We start from the raw sequence: 22,753 nt of genomic DNA, 5'->3' as shown, positions 1-22,753 counted from the left end.
ATGGACAACGAGCAGAAACTTCGCGACTACCTCAAGCGGGCAACGGTCGATCTGCGGGAGAGCCGTCAGCGTGTGCAGGATCTGGAGGAGCGCGCACACGAGCCGATCGCGATCGTGGGCATGGCATGCCGACTCCCGGGCGGTATCGCCTCCCCGGAAGACCTGTGGGAGCTGCTGAGCGCCGAACGTGACGCGGTCGGTCCCTTCCCGGAGGGCCGCGGCTGGGACCTGGAGAACCTGTACCACCCGGACCCCGACCACCTCGGGACCTCGTACATCCGCGAAGGCGGCTTCCTGTACGAGGCGGACCGGTTCGACGCCGAGTTCTTCGGCATCAGCCCGCGCGAGGCGACGGCGATGCACCCGCAGCAGCGGCTGCTCCTGGAGACCGGCTGGGAGGCTTTCGAACACGCGGGCATCGCCCCGACCACGCTGAGGGGCACCCGTACCGGGGTGTACATGGGCGTCATGTACGACGACTACGGCTCCCGCCCCAACGCGCCCGAGGGCTTCGAGGGCTACATGCTGACCGGAAGCGCGGGCAGCGTCGCGTCGGGTCGTCTGTCCTACACCCTGGGGCTGGAGGGCCCGGCGGTCACGGTCGACACAGCGTGCTCGTCCTCGCTGGTCGCGCTTCATCTTGCTGCTCAGTCGCTGCGTCAGGGTGAGTGTTCGATGGCGCTCGCCGGTGGTGTGACGGTGATGGCGACACCGGGCACGTTCGTGGAGTTCTCTCGGCAGCGTGGGTTGTCGCCGGACGGGCGGTGCAAGGCGTTCTCGTCCTCGGCGGAGGGCACGGGCTGGGCGGAGGGCGTGGGCGTACTGGTCCTGGAGCGGCTGTCGGAGGCCCGGCGCAACGGGCATCGGGTGCTGGCCGTCGTACGGGGTTCCGCGGTGAACCAGGACGGTGCGAGCAGCCAGCTGACCGCGCCGAACGGGCCTGCGCAGGAGCGGGTCATACGGGCCGCGCTGGCCAACGCGCGGCTGTCGGCGTCCGAGGTGGATGTCGTGGAGGCGCACGGTACGGGTACGCGGCTGGGTGATCCGATCGAGGCGCAGGCGCTGCTGGCTGCTTACGGTCAGGCCCGTGGGGACGACAACCCGTTGTGGTTGGGTTCTGTGAAGTCGAATATTGGTCACACGCAGGCCGCGGCGGGTGTCGCGGGCGTGATCAAGATGGTCATGGCGATGCGCAAGGGGGTCATGCCCTCGACTCTGCACGTGGACGAGCCGACTTCCGAGGTCGATTGGTCGGCGGGCACGGTGAAACTGCTGACGCAGGCTCAGCAGTGGCCGGAGCTCGATCGTCCGCGTCGGACAGGCGTGTCGTCCTTCGGGATCAGCGGGACCAACGCTCACGTGATCCTCGAAGAGGCGCCGCGCGACCGTGCCGTCGATCCGGTGACAGGACCGGACGCTGCTGTACAGCAGTCGGAGTCGGGCCCGCCGACGCTGCGGGCACCGTGGTTGCTCTCGGCCAAGTCGGAGACCGCGCTCCGGGCACAGGCGAGCCGACTGCTGGCTTGGCTCGCCGACCACCCCGAGGCAGATGACGCCGATGTCGCTGCCGTCCTGACCGCTGCGCGCGCCCAGCTGGGTCGGCGCGGCGCGGTGCTCGGCGCCGACCGGGCCGGTCTGCTCGCCGGCCTCACGGCCCTGGCCGCGGGTTCGGCATCCCCGCATGTTGCGTCAGGTGTCGCCACCACCGGCGAGACGGCCTTCCTGTTCACCGGTCAGGGCGCACAACGTGTCGGTATGGGCGCAGGGTTGGCTGCCGCGTTCCCGGTGTTCGCCGCTGCCCTCGACGAGGTGTGCGCGGAATTCGATGCCCTGCTGGGGGTATCGCTGCGCGAGGTCATGTTCGGCGAGACCGGTGGCGCCGGGAACAGCGTCGGCGACACCGAGCGCATGGCCCCGCTGGACCGGACGGAATTCACGCAGCCTGCGCTGTTCGCGTTCGAGGTGGCGCTGTATCGCCTCTTGGAGTCGTTCGGCGTGACCCCGGATGTGGTGGTCGGGCATTCGATCGGTGAGCTGGCCGCGGCCTATGCGGCCGAGGTGTGGTCGCTGGCCGACGCGTGTCGGCTCGTTGCCGCCCGTGGCCGATTGATGGGCGCGCTGCCGACCGATGGAGCGATGCTCGCCGCCGCGGTGTCGGAGGAGCGGGCGCTGGAACTGCTCACGGCCGGGACGGTCTCGTTGGCGGCCGTGAATGCGCCTGCGGCGATGGTGTTCTCGGGCGAGACGGCGGCGATCGTCGCACTGGAGGACCGGCTGGCGGACGAGGGTGTGAAGACGACCCGGCTGACGGTCGGTCACGCCTTCCATTCGGCGTTGATGGAGCCGATGCTCGCCGAGTACGAGCAGGTCGCCGGATCGGTGGCGTATCAGGCGCCACGAATTGGTGTGTGCTCCACGGTGTCCGGTGCGCCGATCGGTCCCGAACTGCTGACGCCGCAGTATTGGGTGCGGCAGGTGCGCGAGGCCGTGCGGTTCGCCCCGGCGGTGCAGTCACTTGTCGACGCCGGCGTGCGCCGGTTCGTCGAGGTGGGTCCGGATGCGGTGCTGGCGGCGCTGACCCGGCAGACACTGATCGACGAGGTGGCGTCCCGCTCGCTGGTCGCGGCGGCGTCACGGCGCGGCGTCGACGAGGTCGACCAGTTCCTGCGGTTGCTCGCCGCCGCCCATTGCTCGGGCGTCACCGTCGACTGGGCGCCGCTGTCACCAGGAAGACCGGTCACCCACCTCGACCTGCCCGTCTACGCTTTCCAGCATCGCCGTTACTGGGTGCAGCCCGACGACGGTGCGCTCGGTGACATGGGCCGCGCTGGTCTCGCCGCGCTCGATCATCCGATGCTGCGCGTCGCCGCGCCGCTTGCCGGTCGCGACGAATGGCTGTTCAGCGGCAGGCTTTCCACTGCCGACCAGCCGTGGATCGCCGACCACACGGCCTTCGGAGCGGTGCTTCTGCCCGGCACCGGGTTCGTGGATCTCGCGTTGGCCGCGGGCAGCCGCCTGGAACTGCCCGTCGTGGACGAACTCGTCCTGTCGACGCCGCTGCTGTTCGACGGCGCCGCTGCCGTGGACGTGCAGGTCGCGGTGACCGAGCCCGACCACACCGGCCGTCGACGCCTGTCGATCCACTCGCGTGCCGTCACCGGCGCCGCGCGGTCCGACCCGGGCGAGCCGGACTGGACGCTGCACGCCACCGGCACCCTCGCCCCCGCCGACGGCGTGACGCCGGCCTGGATCGACCCCGACTGGCCGCCGGCCGACGGCACGCCGATCGACGGAACGCGTCTGTACGACCGGCTCGCCGACCTGGGATTCGGCTACGGCCCGAGCTTCCAAGGCGTGCGCGCCGCCTGGACCAGTGGTGACGACGTGTTCGCCGAGGTGACCCTGGACGAGACGACAGCGGGCCGGGCGGCGGGCTTCGGGGTGCATCCGGCGCTGCTGGACGCGACCTTCCACGCTGCCATCGATGGACTCGCCGACGACCTGCCCGACGGCAGGCTGCCGCTTCCGTTCTCCTTCGGCGGCGTCCGTTTGTTCCGGCCCGGCGCCACCGCGGTCCGCGCCCGCATCATCCGTTCGGGTCCCGGGAAGGTGCGCATCGACGCCTGCGACGCCGCCGGCGCCGCGGTGCTGTCGATCGACGCCGTGCTCGCCCGCCCCGCGGACGCGCGCGCTCTCGCCGGTGCCCGCAGCCCGCTCTACGCTCTCGACTGGACGCCGGTGACGGCGCCTGCGGTGTCGGACCAGCAACTGGTGGCACTGGGTCGACCCGTCGCAGGTTGCGCCGAGACGTTCGGGGATGTCGCGGCGTTCGCGACAGGCGGGGGCCACACCGGCGCGGCTGTCGTCTGGTCGCCCGAAACGGCGTCGGCGGACGGCGACGACGTCCCCGCGACTATCCGCACCGCCGTGCACAACGCCCTTGCGGTACTGCGCGACTGGCTCGCCGAACCGGGCTGCGCCGACTCGACGCTGATCGTGCTGACCCGCAATGGAGCAGGTCTGCCCGGTGAGACGCCGGACCCCGCGGCAGCGGCCGTCCGCGGCCTGGTACGCAGTGCGCAATCGGAACATCCGGGGCGCATCGTGCAGGTCGACCTCGACGACAACGACCTCGCGGACCTGCACCAGCGGATCGCCGCCGCAGTCGCCACGGACGAACCACAGCTCGCGATCCGCGACGGCGCCATGGTGGCACCGCGGCTGATTCGTACGACCACCGTCGAATCGACCGGCGAGCACTTCGGTGGTGGCACGGTCCTGATCACCGGCGGCGCAGGCGGATTGGGCGCCGTCACCGCACGCCACCTGGTCACCCGGCACGGGGTGCGCAGACTGCTGCTCGCCTCGCGCCGCGGCTTCGCCGCGCCGGGCGTCGCGGAGCTGGTCACCGAGCTGACCGCGCTGGGCGCCGACGTACGCGTCGCCGCGTGCGATGTCAGCGATCGCGCCGCGGTCGCGGCGCTGCTGGAATCTGTGCCGGCGCACGAATCGGTGACCGCCGTCGTGCACACCGCGGGCGTGGTCGACGACGGCACCATCGAAACCCTGACCGCCGAGCAGGTGGATCGGGTGCTCGCCCCGAAGGTCGATGCCGCCTGGCATCTGCACGAGCTCACCCGCGACATGGACCTGTCGGCGTTCGTGCTGTTCTCCTCCGCCGGGCCGCTGCTCGGTGGGCAGGGCCAGGGCAACTACGCGGCCGCGAACGCGGCGATGGACGCGCTCGCCCAGGCGCGCCGCAGCGCCGGTCTGCCCGCGCATTCGCTGGCCTGGGGGCTGTGGAAGCGCGGCATGGCCGAGGCATTGAACGACCCGGGTGCCGAACATCTCGTGCGTCAGATCCGTACGCGTCTCGGTCTGTCCCCGATCGAGCCGGACACAGGCATGCAGATGTTCGACAATGCGTTGACCACCGGCGAACCGATGCTGATGACCGCGCTGCTCGATACACCCGCCCTCACCGCGCTGGGCCGGCTCGGCACGCTGCCTGCGGTGCTGCGCGGCCTGATTCATGTACCGTCGCGCGGCCAGATCGCCGACAGCCCGTTGCGCCAGCGGTTGCTCGACGCCCCCGCCGATCAGTGGGAGGCGCTGATCCGCAATGAGGTCCGCGCGATCGCCGCCGCGGTCCTCGGCCATGAGTCGGCCGACGCCATCGACCCCGAATCACCGTTCGCAGATCTGGGCTTCGACTCGCTCGGCGGAGTCGAGTTCCGCAACCGGGTGACCGCCGCCACAGGTGTTCAGCTTCCGTCCACGCTGGTGTTCGACTATCCAACCCCCGCCGCTGTTGCGGGCTTCCTGCGTACCCGGGTCGACGCCTCGGCGCCGACGCGACCGCGCCCGGCCTCGACCAGGGCCAGAGCCAGGGCCGACGAGCCGATCGCGATCGTCGGCATGAGCTGCCGGTATCCCGGCGGCGTCGAGAATCCTGACCAGCTCTGGGAACTGATCGCCGGGCGCGTCGACGCGATCACCCCGATCCCGGGCGACCGCGGCTGGGACCTCGACCACCTGTACGACGCCGACCCCGGCAAACCTGGCAAAATCTACACCCGAGAAGGCGGATTCCTGCATGCAGCAGGTGATTTCGACGCCGCCTTCTTCGGAATCGGACCCCGTGAGGCAGCGGCGATGGACCCGCAGCAGCGGTTGCTGCTCGAGGCGTCCTGGGAAGCGCTCGAAGACGCCGGTATCGATCCGACCTCACTGCACGGCAGCGACACCGGGGTGTACGCGGGCGTCATGTACCAGGACTACGGCTACACGGCGCGCGAGGCCGCCGACGGCGCCGCGGAAGGCTATCTGGCGACCGGATCGGCCGGCAGCGTCGTCTCCGGCCGGGTGTCCTACGCCCTCGGTCTGGAAGGACCCGCGGTGACGGTGGACACGGCATGTTCGTCGTCGCTGGTGGCCTTGCATCTGGCGGTGCAGGCATTGCGCGCCGGGGAGACGTCGCTGGTCCTGGCCAGCGGGGTGACGGTCATGTCGACTCCGCTGCTGTTCGTGGAGTTCTCCCGGCAGCGGGCGCTGTCACCGGATGGGCGCTGCAAGGCGTTCTCGAGTGCTGCGGACGGTGTCTCGTGGTCCGAGGGCGTCGGCGTGCTCGCCCTCGAGCGGTTGTCCGACGCGCAGCGCAACGGGCGCCCGGTGCTGGCCGTGATCCGCGGTAGCGCAATCAATCAGGACGGTGCGAGCAACGGCTTGACCGCACCGAACGGTCCGTCCCAGGAGCGGGTGATCGCGCAGGCACTGGTCAACGCAGGGGTGGCCGCGGTCGAGGTGGACGCGGTGGAGGCGCACGGCACCGGCACCACGCTGGGTGACCCGATCGAGGCGCAGGCGCTGATCAACGCCTACGGACAGGATCGCGCCGAACCGCTGCGGATCGGGTCGTTGAAGTCGAACATCGGGCACGCGCAGGCGGCTGCCGGTGTCGGCGGTGTGATCAAGATGGTGCAGGCGATGCGGCACGAGGTGTTGCCGCCCACCCTGCATGTTGACGCGCCGTCGCCGCACGTGGAGTGGTCGGCGGGCGCGGTACGGATCCTGACCGAGGCCGAGCCGTGGCCGGTCGGGGAGCGTCCCCGCCGGGCGGGAGTGTCGTCGTTCGGGATCAGCGGGACCAACGCGCACGTGATCCTCGAAGAGGCGCCCGCGGTCCCGCCGCGGCCGGTCGATCCACCGCGCCCGTCGGCCATGCCGTTGCTGCTGTCCGCGCGGACGACTGCCGCGCTGCGGACCCAAGCGCGCCGTCTGTACGACGCGCTGCGCGAACGTCCGGAGCTCGACCTGACCGACGTCGCGGTGACGCTGGCGCTGCACCGCGCGCGGCTCGAGCAGCGCGCCGCCGTCGTGGGCTCGGACCGGGAGACGCTGCTGGCGGCCTTGGCGCGCCTGGCAGCCGACGAGACAGGACCGGGCATCGCCAACGGCGCTGGTCAGACAGGCACGACAGCGTTCCTGTTCACCGGTCAGGGCGCGCAGCGGATCGGGATGGGCGCCGGGCTGTACCGGGCGTTCCCGGTTTTCGCGGCCGCGCTCGACGAGGTGTGCGCGGAATTCGATGCACACCTGGGGCATTCGCTGCGGGATGTGATGTTCGGCGCGCAGCGCACCGGCATCGGGCAGGAAGCGGGTGAGCTCGACGCGCTGGCCGCTGCGAGCGGCGCGACTGCCGAGACTCTGCTGGACCGCACCGAGTACACCCAGCCCGCGTTGTTCGCGTTCGAGGTGGCGATGTATCGCCTTGTCGAGTCGTTGGGCGTGACGCCGGATGCGGTGGCCGGGCATTCGATCGGCGAGCTGGCCGCGGCGTATGTGGCCGGTGTGTGGTCGTTGTCGGATGCGTGCAGACTCGTTGCGGCCCGGGGTCGATTGATGGGGGCGCTGCCGACAGGTGGGAGCATGCTGGCCGCCGCGGTGCCGGAGGGGCGGGCCGTGGAGCTGCTGGCGGCGGGCAATGCCGATCCGGCAGTCGCCGCGGTCGCGCTGGCCGCTGTGAACGCTCCCGATGCGGTGGTCTTCTCCGGAGACACCGAGGCGGTATCGGCGCTCGAGTCGAGCTTGGTGGCCGAGGGCGTCAAGACCAACAGGCTGCGGGTGAGCCACGCGTTCCACTCCGCCTTGATGGACCCGATGCTGACGGAGTTCGCGGAGATCGCCGCGGGCCTGACATATCACGCGCCACGCATACCTTTGTGCTCCACGGTCTCCGGCGCATTCGCCGACGATTCGGTGGGTACGCCCGAGTATTGGGTACGGCAGGTGCGCGAGGCAGTGCGCTTCGCCCCGGCGGTGCGGTCACTGCTCGATTCGGGTGTCCGCCTGTTCGTTGAGCTGGGCCCGGACGCGGTGCTGACGACCATGACCGGCGCCACTCTGGCGACAGACCTCGCAGCGCGCGCATCGGTGGTCGCGGGATCCCGTCGCACAGTCGCCGAACCCGAGCAGCTGGTCGCCGCGCTGGCAACCGCGCACTGCGCGGGCCGGCCGGTGCGGTGGGCGGCCTACTTCGGAGCTCGACCGCAGGCACGGATCACGCTGCCTACCTATCCCTTCCAGCACGAACGATTCTGGCTGCTGCCCGCGGAGGCCGCTGCGCCGCTCGCCGGCGCCGACTCCGTCGACCACCCGCTGCTGCACGCCCAGGTGCAGCTCGCCGGCAAGGACGAGTGGCTGTTCACCGGCAGGCTCTCGCTGCGCACGCACCCATGGCTCGCCGACCACACTGTCTTCGGCGCGGTCTTGATGCCAGGTACCGGATTCGTGGAACTGGCTCTGGCCGCCGGCGCCAGGCTCGGCGTGCCGCGCCTGGCGGAACTGGTGCTCGCGGCGCCGCTGATTCTCACGACCGATGGCGCCGCGGATATTCAGCTCGCCGTGGGCGAACCCGACGCCGACGGGCACCGGACCGTGGCCGTCCACGCCCGCGTCGCCGACGCCTGGGTGCTGCATGCCCGTGGCCTGCTCACGCCCGCCGCGCCGACCGCGGCGCCGGGCTGGTCCCAGGTGTGGCCTCCGGTTGCGGGCGATCCGGTCGACGGGCAGCAGGTGTACCGCGCGCTCGGCGACCTCGGCTTCGGGTACGGCCCGGTGTTCCAGGGCGTTCGCGCCGCGTGGTCGCGTGGGGAGGAAGTCTTCGCCGACCTGGCGCTCGACACCGACACCGCAGCGCGCGCCACCGCCTTCGGACTGCATCCGGCACTGCTGGACGCGGTATTCCACGCGGCTGTCGACCATCTCGCCGAGGGCGGGCCCGACGGCCGGGTGCCACTGCCTTTCGCCTTCGACGGTGTCCAGCTGGCACAGTCCGGCGCGGGTGCCTTGCGCGTCCGCATCGCCCGCATCGCACCGAACACCTTGTGCGTGGACGCGGTCGACGCGACCGGTGCCCTCGTGCTGAGCATGGAGTCGGTGCGGGCCCGCCCGATCGAGCGGCAGGCGCTGGCCCAGCTGCGCGGCGCGGCACCGTTGTTCGACCTCGAGTGGGTCGCCGTGCCTGCGGTCTCCAAAGCGGACGCCGGGCGCATCGTTGTGCTCGGCGACCCGGCGACCGTCGAGGCCCCTGAGCCCCCGACATGCTGTGTCGATCTCGCGGAACTCGCTGTGCTGCAGGATGTTCCCGACACGGTGGTGTGGCCGGCGCCCCGCAAAACCGGTGCCGGCGCGGCGGACATACACGCCGGCGTGCTGACGACGCTCGCACTGTTGCAGGGCTGGATAGGCGCCGAACACCCCGGCCGGCTCGCGATCGTGACGCGCACGGCCGCCGGACTGCCCGGCGAGGAACCCGATCTGGTCGGAGCCGCCGTGGCGGGCCTGGTGCGCAGCGCACAGTCCGAGCACCCGGGCCGGTTCCTGCTCATCGACCACGACAGCGACGCCCTGCCGATCAAGTCGCTCGCCGACGCCGTGGCCCAGGACGAACCGCACATGGCCGTTCGCGAGGGTCGGCTCCTTGCACCGCGATTGCAGCCGCTGCCCGCCACCGAACCGGGCGTGCCACTGTCGTTCGACCACGGCACGGTGCTCGTCACCGGCGGCACCGGCGGCATCGGCGCGATCGTCTCCCGGCATCTGGTCGCAGCGCACGGCGCACGACGGCTGCTGCTGGCATCGCGGCGCGGCGCCGCCGCGGACGGCGCCGCCGAACTGGTCGCCGAGCTGACCGACCTCGGCGCCCACGTCCGGGTCGTGGCGTGCGACGTCACCGAACGCACCGCGGTCCAGGCCCTGTTGGCCGGCATCGACGCCGACGCCCCGCTGACCGCCGTCATCCATGCGGCGGGCGTCCTGGACGACGGCACGCTCGACACCCTCACCGCCGCGCAGACGACACGGGTGCTGGCGCCGAAGGTCGATGCGGCACTGCACCTGCACGAGCTGACCCGCGACCTGGATCTGTCTGCGTTCGTGCTGTTCTCGTCCGCGGCGCCGTTGCTCGGCGGACAAGGACAGGGCAACTACGCCGCCGCGAACAGCGTGTTGGACGCGCTGGCACGCGTGCGGCGCAGCGCGGGCCTGCCCGCGCACTCACTGGCCTGGGGACTGTGGACCGTCGGCATGGCAGGGATACTCGGCGGGGACGGCGCCGAGCAGTACGCCCGCCAGATCCGGGCCAGGCTGGGCCTGATCCCGATCGACCCGGATTCCGGTATGGCGCTGTTCGACAACGCACTCGCGACCGATCGGGCGACACCGACGACGGCGCTGCTGGACACGGCGGCGCTCACCGACCTGGCGCGCGGCGGCACACTGCCCGCGGTACTGCGCGGCATGATCCGGGTTCCCCCGGCCGCCGCGAGTTCCGGTGTCAGCCTTGCGCGGCAGCTGGCCGCACTGCCCGACGCCGACCGCGACGGTGTGATCCTGCGAGAGGTGCGCAACGTCGCCGCGGCGGTCCTCGGCCACCTGTCCGGCGACGCGATCGACCCGCACGCGCCGTTCACCGAGCTCGGTTTCGACTCCCTCGGTGCCGTCGAATTCCGGAACCGGCTCGCACAGCTGACGGGGCTGACGTTGCCGTCGACGCTGATCTTCGACCACGCGACCGCCGCCGATGTGGCGAAACTGGTGCGATCGCGGATCGAGGAATCCGACACCGGCGTGGTCGAGCAGGCGCCGGCCGGCGTGCGTGGCACGATCACCGACCTGGTGTCGGCCGCGCATCGCCGCGGTGAGCTGGCAGGGGCGATGCCCCTGCTGATCGCGAGCTCGGCTCTGATGACCACGTACCCCGCAGGCGAGGCCGCCGCACAGCGCCCGGCTGCGCAGCTCCTGGCGCGCGGCGCCGCGGCACCGGCACTGATCTGCATCCCCTCGTTCCTGGCGGGATCGGGCCCACACCAGTTCGCCCGCCTTGCCCGCGAACTGGGCGGCGAGCGGCAGGTCAGTGCGTTGCGGCTGCCCGGCATGCGCGCAGGCGACGACCTGCCGGCGACATGGGCGGCGGCGATCGAGAGCCTCGCCGCGGCCGTCGCATCGGAACTCGAGCGAAGCCCGGTGGCGCTCATCGGCTATTCGGCCGGTGGTGCGCTCGCCCATGCGGTCGCCCGGCGGCTCGAAGACGACGGCGGCGAGCTCGCGGGCGTCGCGATGATCGACACCTACTCGCCGGAAGAGCACGAACTCAACCGCCTCGTGCTCACCGACGCGCTGGGGCAGATCCTGTCCCGGGACAACGCACTGACCCCCGTCGACGACCACGGCCTGGTCTCCATGGGCGGCTACGTGCGGATATATCCCGAGCGCGAGGCCAAGCCGATCGCCGCGCCGACGCTGAATCTGCGGGCCACCGTGACGCTGAGCAGCTTCGGGGACGTCGACCCCGTCCCCGACTGGCAACACCGTGGACCGGCCGAGTACATCGAGGCAGATCACTTCTCGATCATCGAGGAACAGGTGGCAGAGACCGCCGCGCACGTCCGGCGCTGGCTCGATTCGCTCAGCGGCCATTGATATCCGAACCGTCAGATTCGAGGAACGAGGACACACGACAGCCCTGGACAAGCCCGGCCGCCCGCGCGGCGTGCTCGGGCGGCCGGGCCGAGCATTCAGCGACGCCGGATCACCGCGGCCGAGGTCCAACGGGGACAAACCCCTGGAGGCGGTCGAGCGGGCCGAGGTGCTGCGGCTGCGCCGACAGGTCGCCGTTCTGGAGAAGGACAACGCGTTCCTGGTTCGCTCTGATGGCCGAGTACGCCGACTCCGGCGAGTTCGCCGGGGCCGCCGGCGCCCCCTCGCCCCGGCCCGCGCGGTTCGCGGTCCGGCGCATGGCGCGGCTGCCGGGCGTGTCGGCGTCCGGCTACTGCGCGCACGTGAAACGGGCCGCGGCAACGGTATTGACGCCGCGACAGCAGCGCCGGGCCGACCTCGAGGTGAAGATCGCCCAGGTGCACAAGGACTCCCGCGGGACCTACGGTCGCCGCGGGTCACCGCCGAGCTGCGTGATCAGGGCGAGGCGGTCACGGCGAAGCCGTCGCCAAGATCAGGGCCTCGATCGGGCTGGAAGGCGTCAGCCCGCGCACGTTCAAGGTCAGGACGACCGTGGTCGATCCGACCGCGTCGTTCCCGCCGGATCTGGTGGAACGGCACTTCGACCGCTGGTGGACCGGCGGTGATCTCGACGCGGTCCACACCGACCTGCGCGAACAGCTCCGCCGGGCCGCCGGAAAGGAAATCCGGCAAAACCCGCCACGGCAACACCTGGCTCGACGGTGTCCTTGGCCTGTCCCGCCGCGCCGGCGCGGCGGGACAGGCCAAGGACACCTACCTCGCCGCGCGCTACCGACGGCTCAGACCCCGGATGGCAACCAGGAAAACCATTGTGGACAGCCCAGTCACGCCCACATCACCCATCCGCACGCCAATCATCAAGAAGTATATTCTCGGACTGGCCGTGCCGACGGACAGAACTTCGCCAATTGGTCGACACCTCACACAACGAGGAGCCCCGACTCTATGGCCCGAACAACCGCAAGAGTCCGATTTGGGCAGTTGAGCTTGGCCAAAATGATGCCGACCATGCGTTTGACTCCATGTTCGGAGATGCTCAGCGATCGAGCGACTTGTCGGTTGCTTAACCCCTCGGCAATCAGGCGCAGTACCTGGTGTTCACGTGCCGTCAGTGCAATCATCGACGCGCGCCTCGAGGTGGTGTCATCACCGGCTTGGTCGGGTGCCGTCACGGATCGTCGCGCCAGAGTCGCCGACACGTGAAATCGTCCAGCCTCCACGTCGACGATCGCTTCGCGCAGGGTCTCGGGGCGGAGATCTTTCCAGTCCAGGAGACCGTTTGCATGATCGACCCAGGATTGCTCAACAACGTCTGCCGAATCTACCAGGACCAGTACATGTATGTTGTGGACGCGCAGCTTTTCAGCGATCTCGTCAGGTACAGGCTCCAAGGCATTGCTGGATGAAATGATCAGCTGGCCGTTGCGGAATGTCGAGAGATCTTCGATATCGGCGCTGAATTGCACTGTCAACCGGATGTCGAGTGAACGAAGCATTCCCTCGATACTGTATCGACGGATGTCGTCTTGGATTATCAGCATGATCTGGAGGTTGGTATCGAGGTTGCCGGTCGGCACCGCGATCTCTGTCTGTAATGGGGATCGTCCAACCCACGGGGAAGCTCGGCTGTCACATATATCACCACTGCTCGAGCTCGGTTGCCAGGTCAACCTGTCGTTCACGCTACCCATACCAGCGATCCCCCATTTCCCCACGTTAAAATCTCGAAGGTCCGACCCCTGAAGATGAAAGGTCCGACCTCTATAGATGAGCATGGCACCGAGTTGCGGGAACTGTCCACCCCGAACTAGCCTCGATCTTTCGCCGGCTCACCGAAATTTCCCATTTATCCCGTGTGGCTCCGCCGTGAAGGGCGGGCTTCCTTCGATACTGGCGGTTACCGCACCTGACCAGCTTTTTTCATCGGAGGAGGCCCGCTTTTTCATGTTGACATGTGAGGAAGATGCGGAAATAAGTGCCCTGCGGGCGCGGGGCTGGACAATCTCGCAGATCGCCCGGCATACCGGTGACGGGAAGGCCATTCGTGCCTATTTGGCTGGGGAGCGGACCCCTGGCGTACGGAAACGGCATCTGCCGGATCTGTGCGAACCGTTCGTCGAGTACGTGACTGTCCGGCTCGCCCGAGGATCCGCACTTGTGGGCGCAGACGTTGATGGCCGAGCTGGAACCGCTGGGGTTTCCGTTGTCGTATCAGTCGCGACTGGCAGCCGAGCCGTACAACAGCCGTCGATATATGTCGTGTGAGTACGACTACTTCGCGACCGTGAAGTAGTCGGCCGGGTCAAGGACATTGAGCACGATCCACCGCTGCGATAATGCCGCGGTGAATGCTCGAGTGTTACCCGATGAGACGCGGAAGAAGTCCTGGATATCGAGCGCAATTCGAGGATAGTCATCGACGCGTCGTGCCATTTCGTAATAGACGGCCAGCATGTGGATGCAACGCCCAGTGCCATCCCAGCAGGAGCAGTCGACGCCTGCGAGTATGGGTGCGGGCGGGTGGCCCACCTCGGTGATCGCGCGGCAACAGCGGGTCGGATCGGGTCTGATCGACGCCGTCCCACCCATCAGGGGCCGGGTCGGGCACCCGCGACGCAAGCCGGACCCACTCCTCGGCGCCGCTGCGCCGGCGGGTGACGGCCGCGACGAACGAACCCGACGCGTACGACCCGAAGCTCGACGTCGACTTCACCCTGCTGCGCGGAGGGGATCCGAACGTCGTCGGCTTGGACCAGGCCGCGTGATGCCGGGTGCGCCCGCGGCGACGACGCGGGCGCCGAGTCGTCAGGCGGGCTGGACGGTGATGGTGCACAGGCGCTTGGTGGCCCGGGTCAGGGCTACGTACAAGTCCCTTTCCCCACCGGGGCGGGCCGTGATGACTTCCTCGGGGTTCATGACGACGACCCCGTCGAATTCCAGGCCGCGTGCTTCGGACGCCGGCACGATGCGTGCGTGATGGGCGATGCCCTGGGCCGTCAGCTCGCTCACCCTGGTGTCCGCGCAGATCACTCCCAGAAGCTCCCCCGGGTGCGCGGTGCTCTGGGCGTGGAGTTCCTGAACGACGGCGGTGACCAACCCGTCCGGAGGCGTGGTCACGGTGCGAGGGCTCGCACCGCTTCGCAGTGACCGTGTGGGCTTCTGGTCCGGAGCGATCCGCGCGAGCAGGTCCCGGACGCTCTCCAGGATCTCCTGCGTGGTGCGGTAGCTGACGGTCAGGTTGTGCAGTTTGAACCGCGGTCCGACGTGGGGGCTCAGCGCTTCCTTCCAGTCGCGTGCTGTCGTGACCGGGCCTGCCTGGGCGAAGTCACCCACCAGCGTCATCGCCCTTGCCGGGCAGCGGCGGACGATCATCCGCCACTGCATGGCGGTCAGTTCCTGCGCCTCGTCGACGACGACGTGCCCGTACGTCCGCTCGGGGGGGCCGTCGACCAGGCTCGCCGCCTCGTCCAGCAACGGCACATCGGCATCGGTCCACGGGTCGTCCGGACCGCGCAGCAGAAGGGACCGCTCCTGCGCGGTCAGGCGGGGCAGGCGCTCGGCGAGAGCGCCGGCGTTCGTCAGGAGCGCCTTCACGAGGTCACCGGGTACCAGCCGCGGCCACAACACCTCGACCGATCGGTCGACGTCGGCGTCGTCGAGGAGATCGGCTCGGATGGCGTCCAGGTCCAGCTCGTGGACCGGACCCGGGTCGGCCGCACCTTCGGCACGGCGCTGGGCGGCTCCCGTGAACCGGTCGAGGTTGATGCCCGTCATCCTTTCGGCATCGGCGTCGATCTGTTCCAGGAGGTCGCCCATGTCTCGTTGCATCGCGTCGGTGACGGCGTCGACCAAGAGCTCTTTGAACACCTGGCGCGCGGGGTTGTGCCCCAGTACGGCTGCCACGGCGGCGTCGCGTGCCGTGGCTACTTCCTCGCCGGAGAGGTGAACCAGTTCCTGTCCGACCCGCACGGTGAAGTCACCGGCGGGGGCTTGGTGGACGCGCAGCAAACCGGCCAAGGCGTCGGCGAGGTCGGAGCTGCCCTTGAGACGCGCCGTATCGAACGGGTCCACCGTGTCCGTGGACACTCCGGCCAGTTCCCGGCAGGTCGCCAGAACGACGTCGTTCTCTCCGAGCGAGGGAAGGACCTGGGAGATGTAGTCGAGGAACCGGGCGTTCGGGCCCACCACCAGGACACCCTCCTCCGCGGCGCGCGGGAACGCGTACAGGACATAGGCCGCCCGGTGCAGGGCGACCACCGTCTTGCCGGTGCCGGGCCCGCCCTGCACCACGGTCACCCCGCGGTGGGCGGAGCGGACGATCTCGTCCTGCTCGGCCTGCAGCGTCGCGACGGCCGCGTGCATCCTGCCCGTGCGCCGTGCCGACAGAGCCTCGGTCAACGGGCCGTCCCCCACGACGTCCTCGTCGGTCGGGGCGGTCCCGTCCAGCAGTTCGTCGCTCACCGAGATGACCGTGCGCTCCTCGAGGCGCAGGTGCCGACGCCGCCGCAGGTCCATCGGGTGGACCGGTGTCGCCTCGTAGAAGGGCCGCGCCGCGTTCGCGCGCCAGTCCACGAGCAGAGGCAGGTCATCCTCCTCTGTATGCAGTCCGATCCGCCCGATGCGCAGGGCCGTGCCATCCGTCCAGTCGATGCGCCCGAAGACCAGCCCCTTTTCGGCGCCCTCCAGCCGGCCGATTTCCTTGGCCAGACGCTCGGCGGTGATTTCTCTCTCGTATGCCTCACCGGCGCCATCCGCCGGGGCCTTCAGCACACTCGCTCGGTGTACTCGCGCCTGGGAAATCCGCTCGGTAAGCAACTCATACAAGGAGGACACATAATCCCGCTCCGATTCAACCGCACGCACAGCGGGATCATTCATTTTCGACAACAGGGGACTCCTTCGATTCGAGCCACACCATACGGTCAAGGTTCCCTAAAGGTAAGTCTTGACTTGCTTGGGAAGTCATGACCCTACGACTGAATCCATGACGGCTGACCGTATCGCGTATCGTGCATTCCGCCGTTCCGTATATCGCTGATTGGGCTTCCGATGCCCGCCTGCCTTATGGGCGAGCCCGCCCTTGGATGCCGGCGATGTTTTGCGGCGCTCGGGAAAAGGGGGAAGATCCGGCGAGGCGACCGGCGCCATCGAGCTCACTGCCAAGGGGCATCTGGTCGCTTCGTCTGGCGACCCGACCGAGGAGACGAGCACAGAATGGGTTAACCCCCGGGCCGTAAGCCGCTGCCGGACCGACAGGTGCTGTGCGGCATCCTCTTTGTGCGCACCACACCGGTCTCGGGCACGGCCAACGCTCCCGAGACCGGGTGCATGCCTTCCGCAACGGCGACCGCGGTATAGGTACCCGACAGCTCACCGGAACTCGGCAGCGTCGGCCTCGGAGCTGTGGGCCTCTTCGTGGTCCGGCTCCGGTGTCGGACCCTTCTTCTTTTCGGCAGCAGGCAGGGTGATCAGCAGCACAACTGCTCCGAGGAGTGCGATGACCGTGATCCAGCCCGCGCCTACGTGCATGGCATGGATGAACGCATTATCGGCAGCCTGAGCGAGAGTGGGCCGGTGGATAGCGGTGGCGACGTGGCGGGCCTGTTCGGCGGAAACTCGCGCCTGATCCTGCACCGGACCGGGTGCACCCTCCAGCGAAGGTTCGATCGCACGTCGGTACTCGATCGACATGATCGTGCCGCCTACTGCGATTCCGATCACGCTGCCGGTCTGTCGCACGGTGTTGGTGACGGCCGATCCTGCACCGGCCTGTTCCAACGGCAGGTTGCTGATCAATGCGGCCGTAACGGGGCCGATCACCATGCCGATCGAGAGGCCCTGTATCAACAACAGAATCTCGATCCAGACGAGTGGAGTTTGCAGTCCGAGGAACCCGTACCCGCCCATGGTCAGCGCAGCCACGGTTAGCGCCGGCACGGTGACAGGACGTAGCGACAGGCGGCGAACCAGGCGCGTGCCAAGGGGCGCCCCCGCGAGCGCGCCGAATGCGGTCGGGATATTGGCCAAACCTGCCTTCGTCGGCGAAAACCCGAGCGCGCCTTGCAGGTAGAACGCGTTATAGAAGGTGATGGCGGCCACAGCGAAGAGCAGCAATCCGAGCGCCATATTGCCGCCACCGAATGTGCGTTGCGCGAGCAGTCGCGGATCAAAGCTGGGCACCTTGACACGCAGTTCGGCGAGTACGAAAACGGCCAGCAGAGCTAGACCGACAACGATCGGCGCCCAGACATCGGTACGACTCCACGCAGCGACCTGCCCCGCCCGGATCAGCCCGTAGGCCAACGCCACGAGCCCACTGATCGACAGCAGCATTCCAGCGGGGTCCAGTGGTCGCAGAGTGGGGCTGCGAAAATTCGGAACCAGCACGGCGAGCCCGACCAACGCCAATACCGCGACCGGGACATTGATCAGAAAGACCGAGCCCCACCAGAAATGATCGAGCAGGAACCCCGCCAGCACCGGGCCGGCAGCCATTCCGACCCCGGCCGACGTCGAGAAAATGCCGATCGCGGCAGCCCGCGCGGGGCCAGTGAAGGTCCACATAAGGATGGCCAACATGGCGGGCGTGATCAGCGCGCTGCCTACCCCCATCGCAGCTCGAGCTGCAATCAGCTGGCCCGCATTGCTTGCGTACGCCGCCCACAGCGAGGACCCGGCGAAGATCACCAACCCACTGGAAAACACAGTCCGGTGACCGAAGCGATCGCCCAATGTGCCTGCGGTGAACATCAAGGTGGCGAAGGCCAGAGTGTACGAACCGGTCGCCCATTGCAGCTGACCGGGATTGGCCCCCAGCCCACGGACCGGGTCTGCAAGGGTCTCCAGCGTGGTACTCAGGACGGTATTGTCCAGCCAAATCAGCAGCGAACACGACATAAGAACGGCAAGAATCAACTGCTGCCTGAACTTCGGCAACGTTGGAGGCGTGGTCATGAACACCTTCGGATATCGATCAGCGAGGGCCTGAACGACTGGACCATAAGCAAACTCCACGGCGCTGTCAAGCTTAGAGTTTCTGGTAAAGGCTGTTGCGGCCGAACGGAATATATGCCCTCTGCTGGATTTGCGGACTGAACAATTTTGTGCCCTCTGGCGGATTTGCGAGTCGAAGGATTTCATAAATTCCGGAGGGTTGCGACTGAGCGGATTTCATGCCCTCGGTGTGGTCGGGCGCGATGGCTGGCGGTGGTGCCGGGGTGCGGGGCAGGACGTCGGCGCGCGGAGGGAAGCGGCTCGCGACGTCCTCCACGACCGCGGCGAGCGCGTCGGCCTCGGCGAGCACCGTCTGGACGGGGTGCGGGAGGGAGGCATCGTGGACGGTCTGGACGAGGCGTTCGGCGACCGTCTGCGTACGGCGGCGGGCGTGTTCGGCCTCGACCGTCCGTGCGTAGGCCGGTGCGTGGCGGGGCCAGGGGCAGACCTGATCATGGCGAACAGGGCGGCGTGCGCGGCAGTTGAGAAGGAGTCGGCGGCGAGCGTGAAGTCGTCGGGGTCGAGGGCGACGCCGAGGTGTGGGGTGAGAAGGCGGCCGGCGAGCAACGGGGGTACGTCATTGCCGATCTCCGAGAACTGCGCAGGGTTCCTGGCTCATGGCCTGGGTAGCCAGGGGTGACGTCAGGACGCCGAATCTGCGGCAGCGGCAGCGGCAGCAAACGAGCTCGGTCTCCCGCTGAACACACGGCAGCTGCGGGAGCATGCCTACAGGCTCAAATGTGAGAGATGATCTCTACTTGTCCAGGGCGGCGTCGTCGGCCCGACCGCCTACGCCGCCGGACCCTCGTACGGCAGCAGGTCGGGGCGCTTCGGGGGGAGGCCGTCGCCGGAGGAGCGGCCGGTGAGGCGGCGGCCGATCCACGGCAGCAGGTACTGCCGGGCGAAGCGGGCGTCCGCGACCCGGCGGGCGCTCCAGCCGGGCGGCACGGTGGCCGGGATCGGGGTGCGCCACTCGGTGTCCCCGGGCTCGTAGCCGAGCGTCTGCCAGACCGCCTCGGCGACCCGGCGGTGGCCGTCGGCCGTCAGGTGCAGCCGGTCCACGTCCCACATGCGCGGGTCGGCGAGCGAGGCGGCGCCGTACAGGTCGACGACCAGCGCGCCGTGCCGCTGGGCGAGATCGTCGACGACCGTGAACAGCTCCTCCATGCGCGGCCGGAACCGCTCCAGGACCGGGCCCTGCCGACCCGGGCTGCGCATCAGCACCAGATGCTTGCAGGCCGGGGCGAGCCGCTCCACGGCCTCCGTCAGCAGATCGCGCACCCGGACCATGTCGACCTTGGGCCGCAGGGTGTCGTTGAGCCCGCCCACCAGGGTGATCACGTCGGCCTCCATGGCCGCCGCCACGGGGACCTGCTCGTCGACGATCTGCCCGATCAGCTTGCCGCGCACCGCGAGGTTGGCGTACCGGAAGCCGGGCGTGCGGGCGGCCATCCGCGCGGCGAGGACGTCGGCCCAGCCCCGGTAGGAGCCGTCGGGCAGCAGGTCCGACATGCCCTCGGTGAAGGAGTCGCCGACCGCGACCAGGCTGGTGTGTGTGGGGTTCGTCTGCATGGCGACATAGATGGTAGCCCGAGTCTCATACCCGGCGGTCGGTCGGCCCCCGTGCGGAACCTCCCTGCCGAAAGGGGCGTACGAAGGGGACGTACGAAGGGGACGTACGAAGGGGACGTACGACGGCCCGCACGACGGGCCGTCGAAGTCCTACACCGGCTGCCCGAACAGCTCCCGCAGCACGTCCTCCATGGTCACCAGGCCGGACAGCCGCCCGTCGGAGCCGAGCACGGCCGCCAGATGCGTACGACTGCCCCGCATCGCGGTCAGGACGTCGTCCAGCGGAGTCGCCTCCCGCACGCGCGCGATGGGCCGCATGTCCTCCAGCCGGAACGGCTCCTCCCGCGGCGAGGCGTCCAGCGCGTCCTTCACATGCAGGTAGCCGACGATCCGCCGCCCCTCGTCCACCACGGGGAAGCGGGAGAACCCGGACTCGGCCGCCAGCCGCTCCAGCTCCTCCGGAGTGACGCCCACGCGCGCGTAGACGACGCGTTCCAGCGGCAGGACGACGTCCCGCACCGGCCGGCGGCCCAGCTCCAGGGCGTCGTGCAGCCGTTCCTGGGCGCGGTCGTCGATGAGACCCGCCTCGCCTGCGTCCCGGACGATCTGCGCCAGCTGGGCGTCCGAGAAGGCCGCGGCGACCTCGTCCTTGGTCTCGATCCGCATCAGCTTCAGCAGACCGTTCGCGAAGGCGTTGATCGCGAAGATCACCGGGCGCAGCGCCCGCGCCACCGCGACCAGCGGCGGGCCGAGCAGCAGCGCGCTGCGCACCGGCTCCGCGAGCGCGATGTTCTTCGGCACCATCTCGCCGAGCAGCATGTGCAGGTACGTGGCCACCGCCAGCGCGATCACGAAGGACACCGCGTGTCCCGCGCTCTCGGGCACGCCCACCGCGTGGAACACCGGCTCCAGCAGATGCGCGATGGCCGGTTCGGCGACCACGCCGAGGATCAGCGTGCACAGCGTGATGCCGAGCTGTGCGGCCGCCATCAGCGCGGACACGTGCTGCAGGCCCCACAGCACGCTCGCGGCGCGCCGCCGGTCGCCCTGGGCCCCGTTCTCGGTGTAGGGCTCGATCTGGGCGCGGCGCACGGAGATCAGCGCGAACTCCGCGCCGACGAAGAACGCGTTGACGACGAGGGTCGCGAGCGCGATCAGCAGCTGGACGGCGGTCACTTCGCGGCCTCCTGGTCGGACGGGTCGGACGAGTCGTCGAGGGGCGCGTGCAGCAGCACGCGCGCGGCCCTGCGGCCGGACGCGTCCACCACGTCCATCCGCCAGCCGGCCACCTCGACGGTGTCGCCGACGGCCGGTATGCGGCCCAGCTCGGTGGCGACCAGCCCGGCGAGCGTCTCGTACGGCCCGTCGGGCGCATGCAGGCCCACGCGCGCGAGCTGGTCGGTGCGGGCGGCGCCGTCGGCCGAGTACAGGGCGCGACCGTCGTCGTCGGCGCCCGCGGCGGCCAGGTCGGGCGTCTCGTGCGGGTCGTGCTCGTCGCGCACCTCGCCGACGACCTCCTCGACGATGTCCTCCAGCGTCGCCACGCCCGCCGTACCGCCGTACTCGTCGATGACCACGGCCATCGTCCGCTTGCCGGACAGCCGGTCGAGGAGCCGGTCCACGGTCAGCGACTCGGGGACCAGCAGCGGTTCGCGCATGATCTCGGAGACGGGCACGCGCGCGCGGTGCTCGGCCGGGATCGCCAGCGAGTCCTTGATGTGCGCGGTGCCGACCACCGCGTCCAGGCTGCCGCGGTACACGGGGAAGCGGGACAGGCCCGTCGCCCGGGTCGCGTTCGCCACGTCCTCGCAGGTCGCCTGGGCGTCGAGGGCGACGACCTGGACGCGCGGGGTCATCACGTTCTCCGCGGTGAGGTCGGCCAGGTTCAGCGTGCGCACGAACAACTCGGCGGTGTCCGCCTCCAGGGCCCCCTCCTTGGCGGAGTGCCGGGCCAGGGCCGCCAGTTCCTGGGGGCCGCGCGCGGCGGCCAGCTCCTCGGTGGGCTCCACCCCGAAACGGCGCACGATCCGGTTCGCGGTGTTGTTGAGGTGGGTGATGAAGGGCCGGAAGGCGGCGCTGAACCAGCGCTGCGCGTTGCCGACCCCCTTGGCCACCGTCAGCGGGGAGGAGATCGCCCAGTTCTTGGGCACCAGCTCGCCGACGACCATCAGGAAAACGGTCGACAGGGCCGTGCCCAGCACCAGCGCCACCGAACTCGACGCGCTGCTCGACAGCCCGAGCGACTGGAGCGGCCCGGAGATCAGCTTGGCGATCGACGGCTCGGAGAGCATGCCGACCACCAGATTGGTGACGGTGATGCCGAGCTGGGCGCCGGAGAGCTGGAAGGTGAGATTCCGTACGGCCTTCAGGGCGCCGGCCGCGCCGCGCTCGCCGCGCTCCACCGCCCGCTCCAGCTCGCTGCGCTCCACCGTGGTCAGCGAGAACTCGGCGGCGACGAAGGCGCCGCAGGCGAGCGACAGCAGGATCGCCACCAGCAGCAGAAGCACTTCGGTCATCGGGTCACCTCCGTCCCATGATCGGGCAGGGCGGGGCGGAACGCGCGATGTCGCGGAGGGGTACTGGGAGGCTCGCCCATGGGCGGACGCTCACACCTTTCGAAAGTCGTTTCGGACGTCAGGCAAGTCTTGAG

The 22,753-nt window shown here is 69.5% G+C and carries 9 protein-coding genes and 2 pseudogenes; 1 reads left to right on the top strand and 10 read right to left on the bottom strand.

Features of this window, described 5'->3' with window-relative positions; genetic code table 11:
- On the top strand, positions 1 to 11,481 hold the full coding sequence (locus OG562_RS05080; RefSeq protein WP_266394106.1) for a type I polyketide synthase: 11,481 nt from the start codon (positions 1 to 3) through the stop codon (positions 11,479 to 11,481).
- A 492-nt stretch (positions 11,482 to 11,973) separates the two neighbouring features.
- On the opposite strand, the gene OG562_RS05075 is transcribed toward OG562_RS05080, so the two are convergent.
- The 10 genes and pseudogenes from OG562_RS05075 to OG562_RS05030 all read right to left on the bottom strand — a co-directional run bounded on the left by OG562_RS05075 (position 11,974) and on the right by OG562_RS05030 (position 22,619).
- Entirely contained in the window at positions 11,974 to 12,228 is a 255-nt protein-coding gene (locus tag OG562_RS05075) for a hypothetical protein (protein WP_266394103.1), read from the bottom strand.
- Positions 12,229 to 12,458: 230 nt separating this feature from the next.
- Positions 12,459 to 13,115, bottom strand: a complete 657-nt coding sequence (locus OG562_RS05070; RefSeq protein WP_266394100.1) for a LuxR C-terminal-related transcriptional regulator — start codon at positions 13,113 to 13,115, stop codon at positions 12,459 to 12,461.
- A gap of 694 nt (positions 13,116 to 13,809) precedes the next feature.
- On the bottom strand, positions 13,810 to 13,992 hold the full coding sequence (locus OG562_RS05065) for a hypothetical protein (protein WP_266394098.1): 183 nt from the start codon (positions 13,990 to 13,992) through the stop codon (positions 13,810 to 13,812).
- A 351-nt stretch (positions 13,993 to 14,343) separates the two neighbouring features.
- Positions 14,344 to 16,371 carry an AAA family ATPase gene (locus OG562_RS05060; RefSeq protein WP_266394091.1) on the bottom strand — a complete coding sequence of 676 codons (2,028 nt, stop codon included), beginning with the start codon at positions 16,369 to 16,371 and terminating at the stop codon, positions 14,344 to 14,346.
- 537 nt (positions 16,372 to 16,908) lie between these two features.
- Positions 16,909 to 18,492 carry an MFS transporter gene (locus OG562_RS05055; protein WP_266394088.1) on the bottom strand — a complete coding sequence of 528 codons (1,584 nt, stop codon included), beginning with the start codon at positions 18,490 to 18,492 and terminating at the stop codon, positions 16,909 to 16,911.
- A 214-nt stretch (positions 18,493 to 18,706) separates the two neighbouring features.
- Positions 18,707 to 19,035: pseudogene (locus OG562_RS05050) on the bottom strand (replicative DNA helicase); the annotation flags it as partial.
- Positions 19,027 to 19,131 (bottom strand): annotated as a pseudogene (locus OG562_RS05045) (DNA cytosine methyltransferase); the annotation flags it as partial. The pseudogenes OG562_RS05045 and OG562_RS05050, both read right to left, overlap by 9 nt.
- A gap of 189 nt (positions 19,132 to 19,320) precedes the next feature.
- Positions 19,321 to 20,103 carry an SGNH/GDSL hydrolase family protein gene (locus OG562_RS05040; protein WP_266394087.1) on the bottom strand — a complete coding sequence of 261 codons (783 nt, stop codon included), beginning with the start codon at positions 20,101 to 20,103 and terminating at the stop codon, positions 19,321 to 19,323.
- Between the two features lie 150 nt (positions 20,104 to 20,253).
- The gene (locus tag OG562_RS05035; RefSeq protein ID WP_266394085.1) at positions 20,254 to 21,279 is read right to left on the bottom strand and encodes a hemolysin family protein; all 1,026 of its coding nucleotides are present in this window, start codon (positions 21,277 to 21,279) and stop codon (positions 20,254 to 20,256) included.
- The gene (locus OG562_RS05030) at positions 21,276 to 22,619 is read right to left on the bottom strand and encodes a hemolysin family protein (RefSeq protein ID WP_266394083.1); all 1,344 of its coding nucleotides are present in this window, start codon (positions 22,617 to 22,619) and stop codon (positions 21,276 to 21,278) included. Before OG562_RS05030 ends, OG562_RS05035 begins: the two co-directional genes overlap by 4 nt.
- Positions 22,620 to 22,753 lie beyond the last annotated feature (134 nt).

It is taken from the genome of Streptomyces sp. NBC_01275 (assembly GCF_026340655.1).
Lineage (GTDB): Bacteria > Actinomycetota > Actinomycetes > Streptomycetales > Streptomycetaceae > Streptomyces.
The sequence above is the reverse complement of the archived record's forward strand: the minus strand, read 5'-3'. Positions and strand labels throughout refer to the sequence as shown.

What these genes read in the sequence shown, in the direction of transcription:
- OG562_RS05030 (WP_266394083.1), bottom strand. Translation starts at nt 22,619, where the DNA reads ATGACCGAAGTGCTTCTGCTGCTGGTGGCGATCCTGCTGTCGCTCGCC.
- OG562_RS05040 (WP_266394087.1), bottom strand. Translation starts at nt 20,103, where the DNA reads ATGCAGACGAACCCCACACACACCAGCCTGGTCGCGGTCGGCGACTCC.
- OG562_RS05065 (WP_266394098.1), bottom strand. Translation starts at nt 13,992, where the DNA reads ATGCTGGCCGTCTATTACGAAATGGCACGACGCGTCGATGACTATCCT.
- OG562_RS05080 (WP_266394106.1), top strand. Translation starts at nt 1, where the DNA reads ATGGACAACGAGCAGAAACTTCGCGACTACCTCAAGCGGGCAACGGTC.
- OG562_RS05055 (WP_266394088.1), bottom strand. Translation starts at nt 18,492, where the DNA reads ATGACCACGCCTCCAACGTTGCCGAAGTTCAGGCAGCAGTTGATTCTT.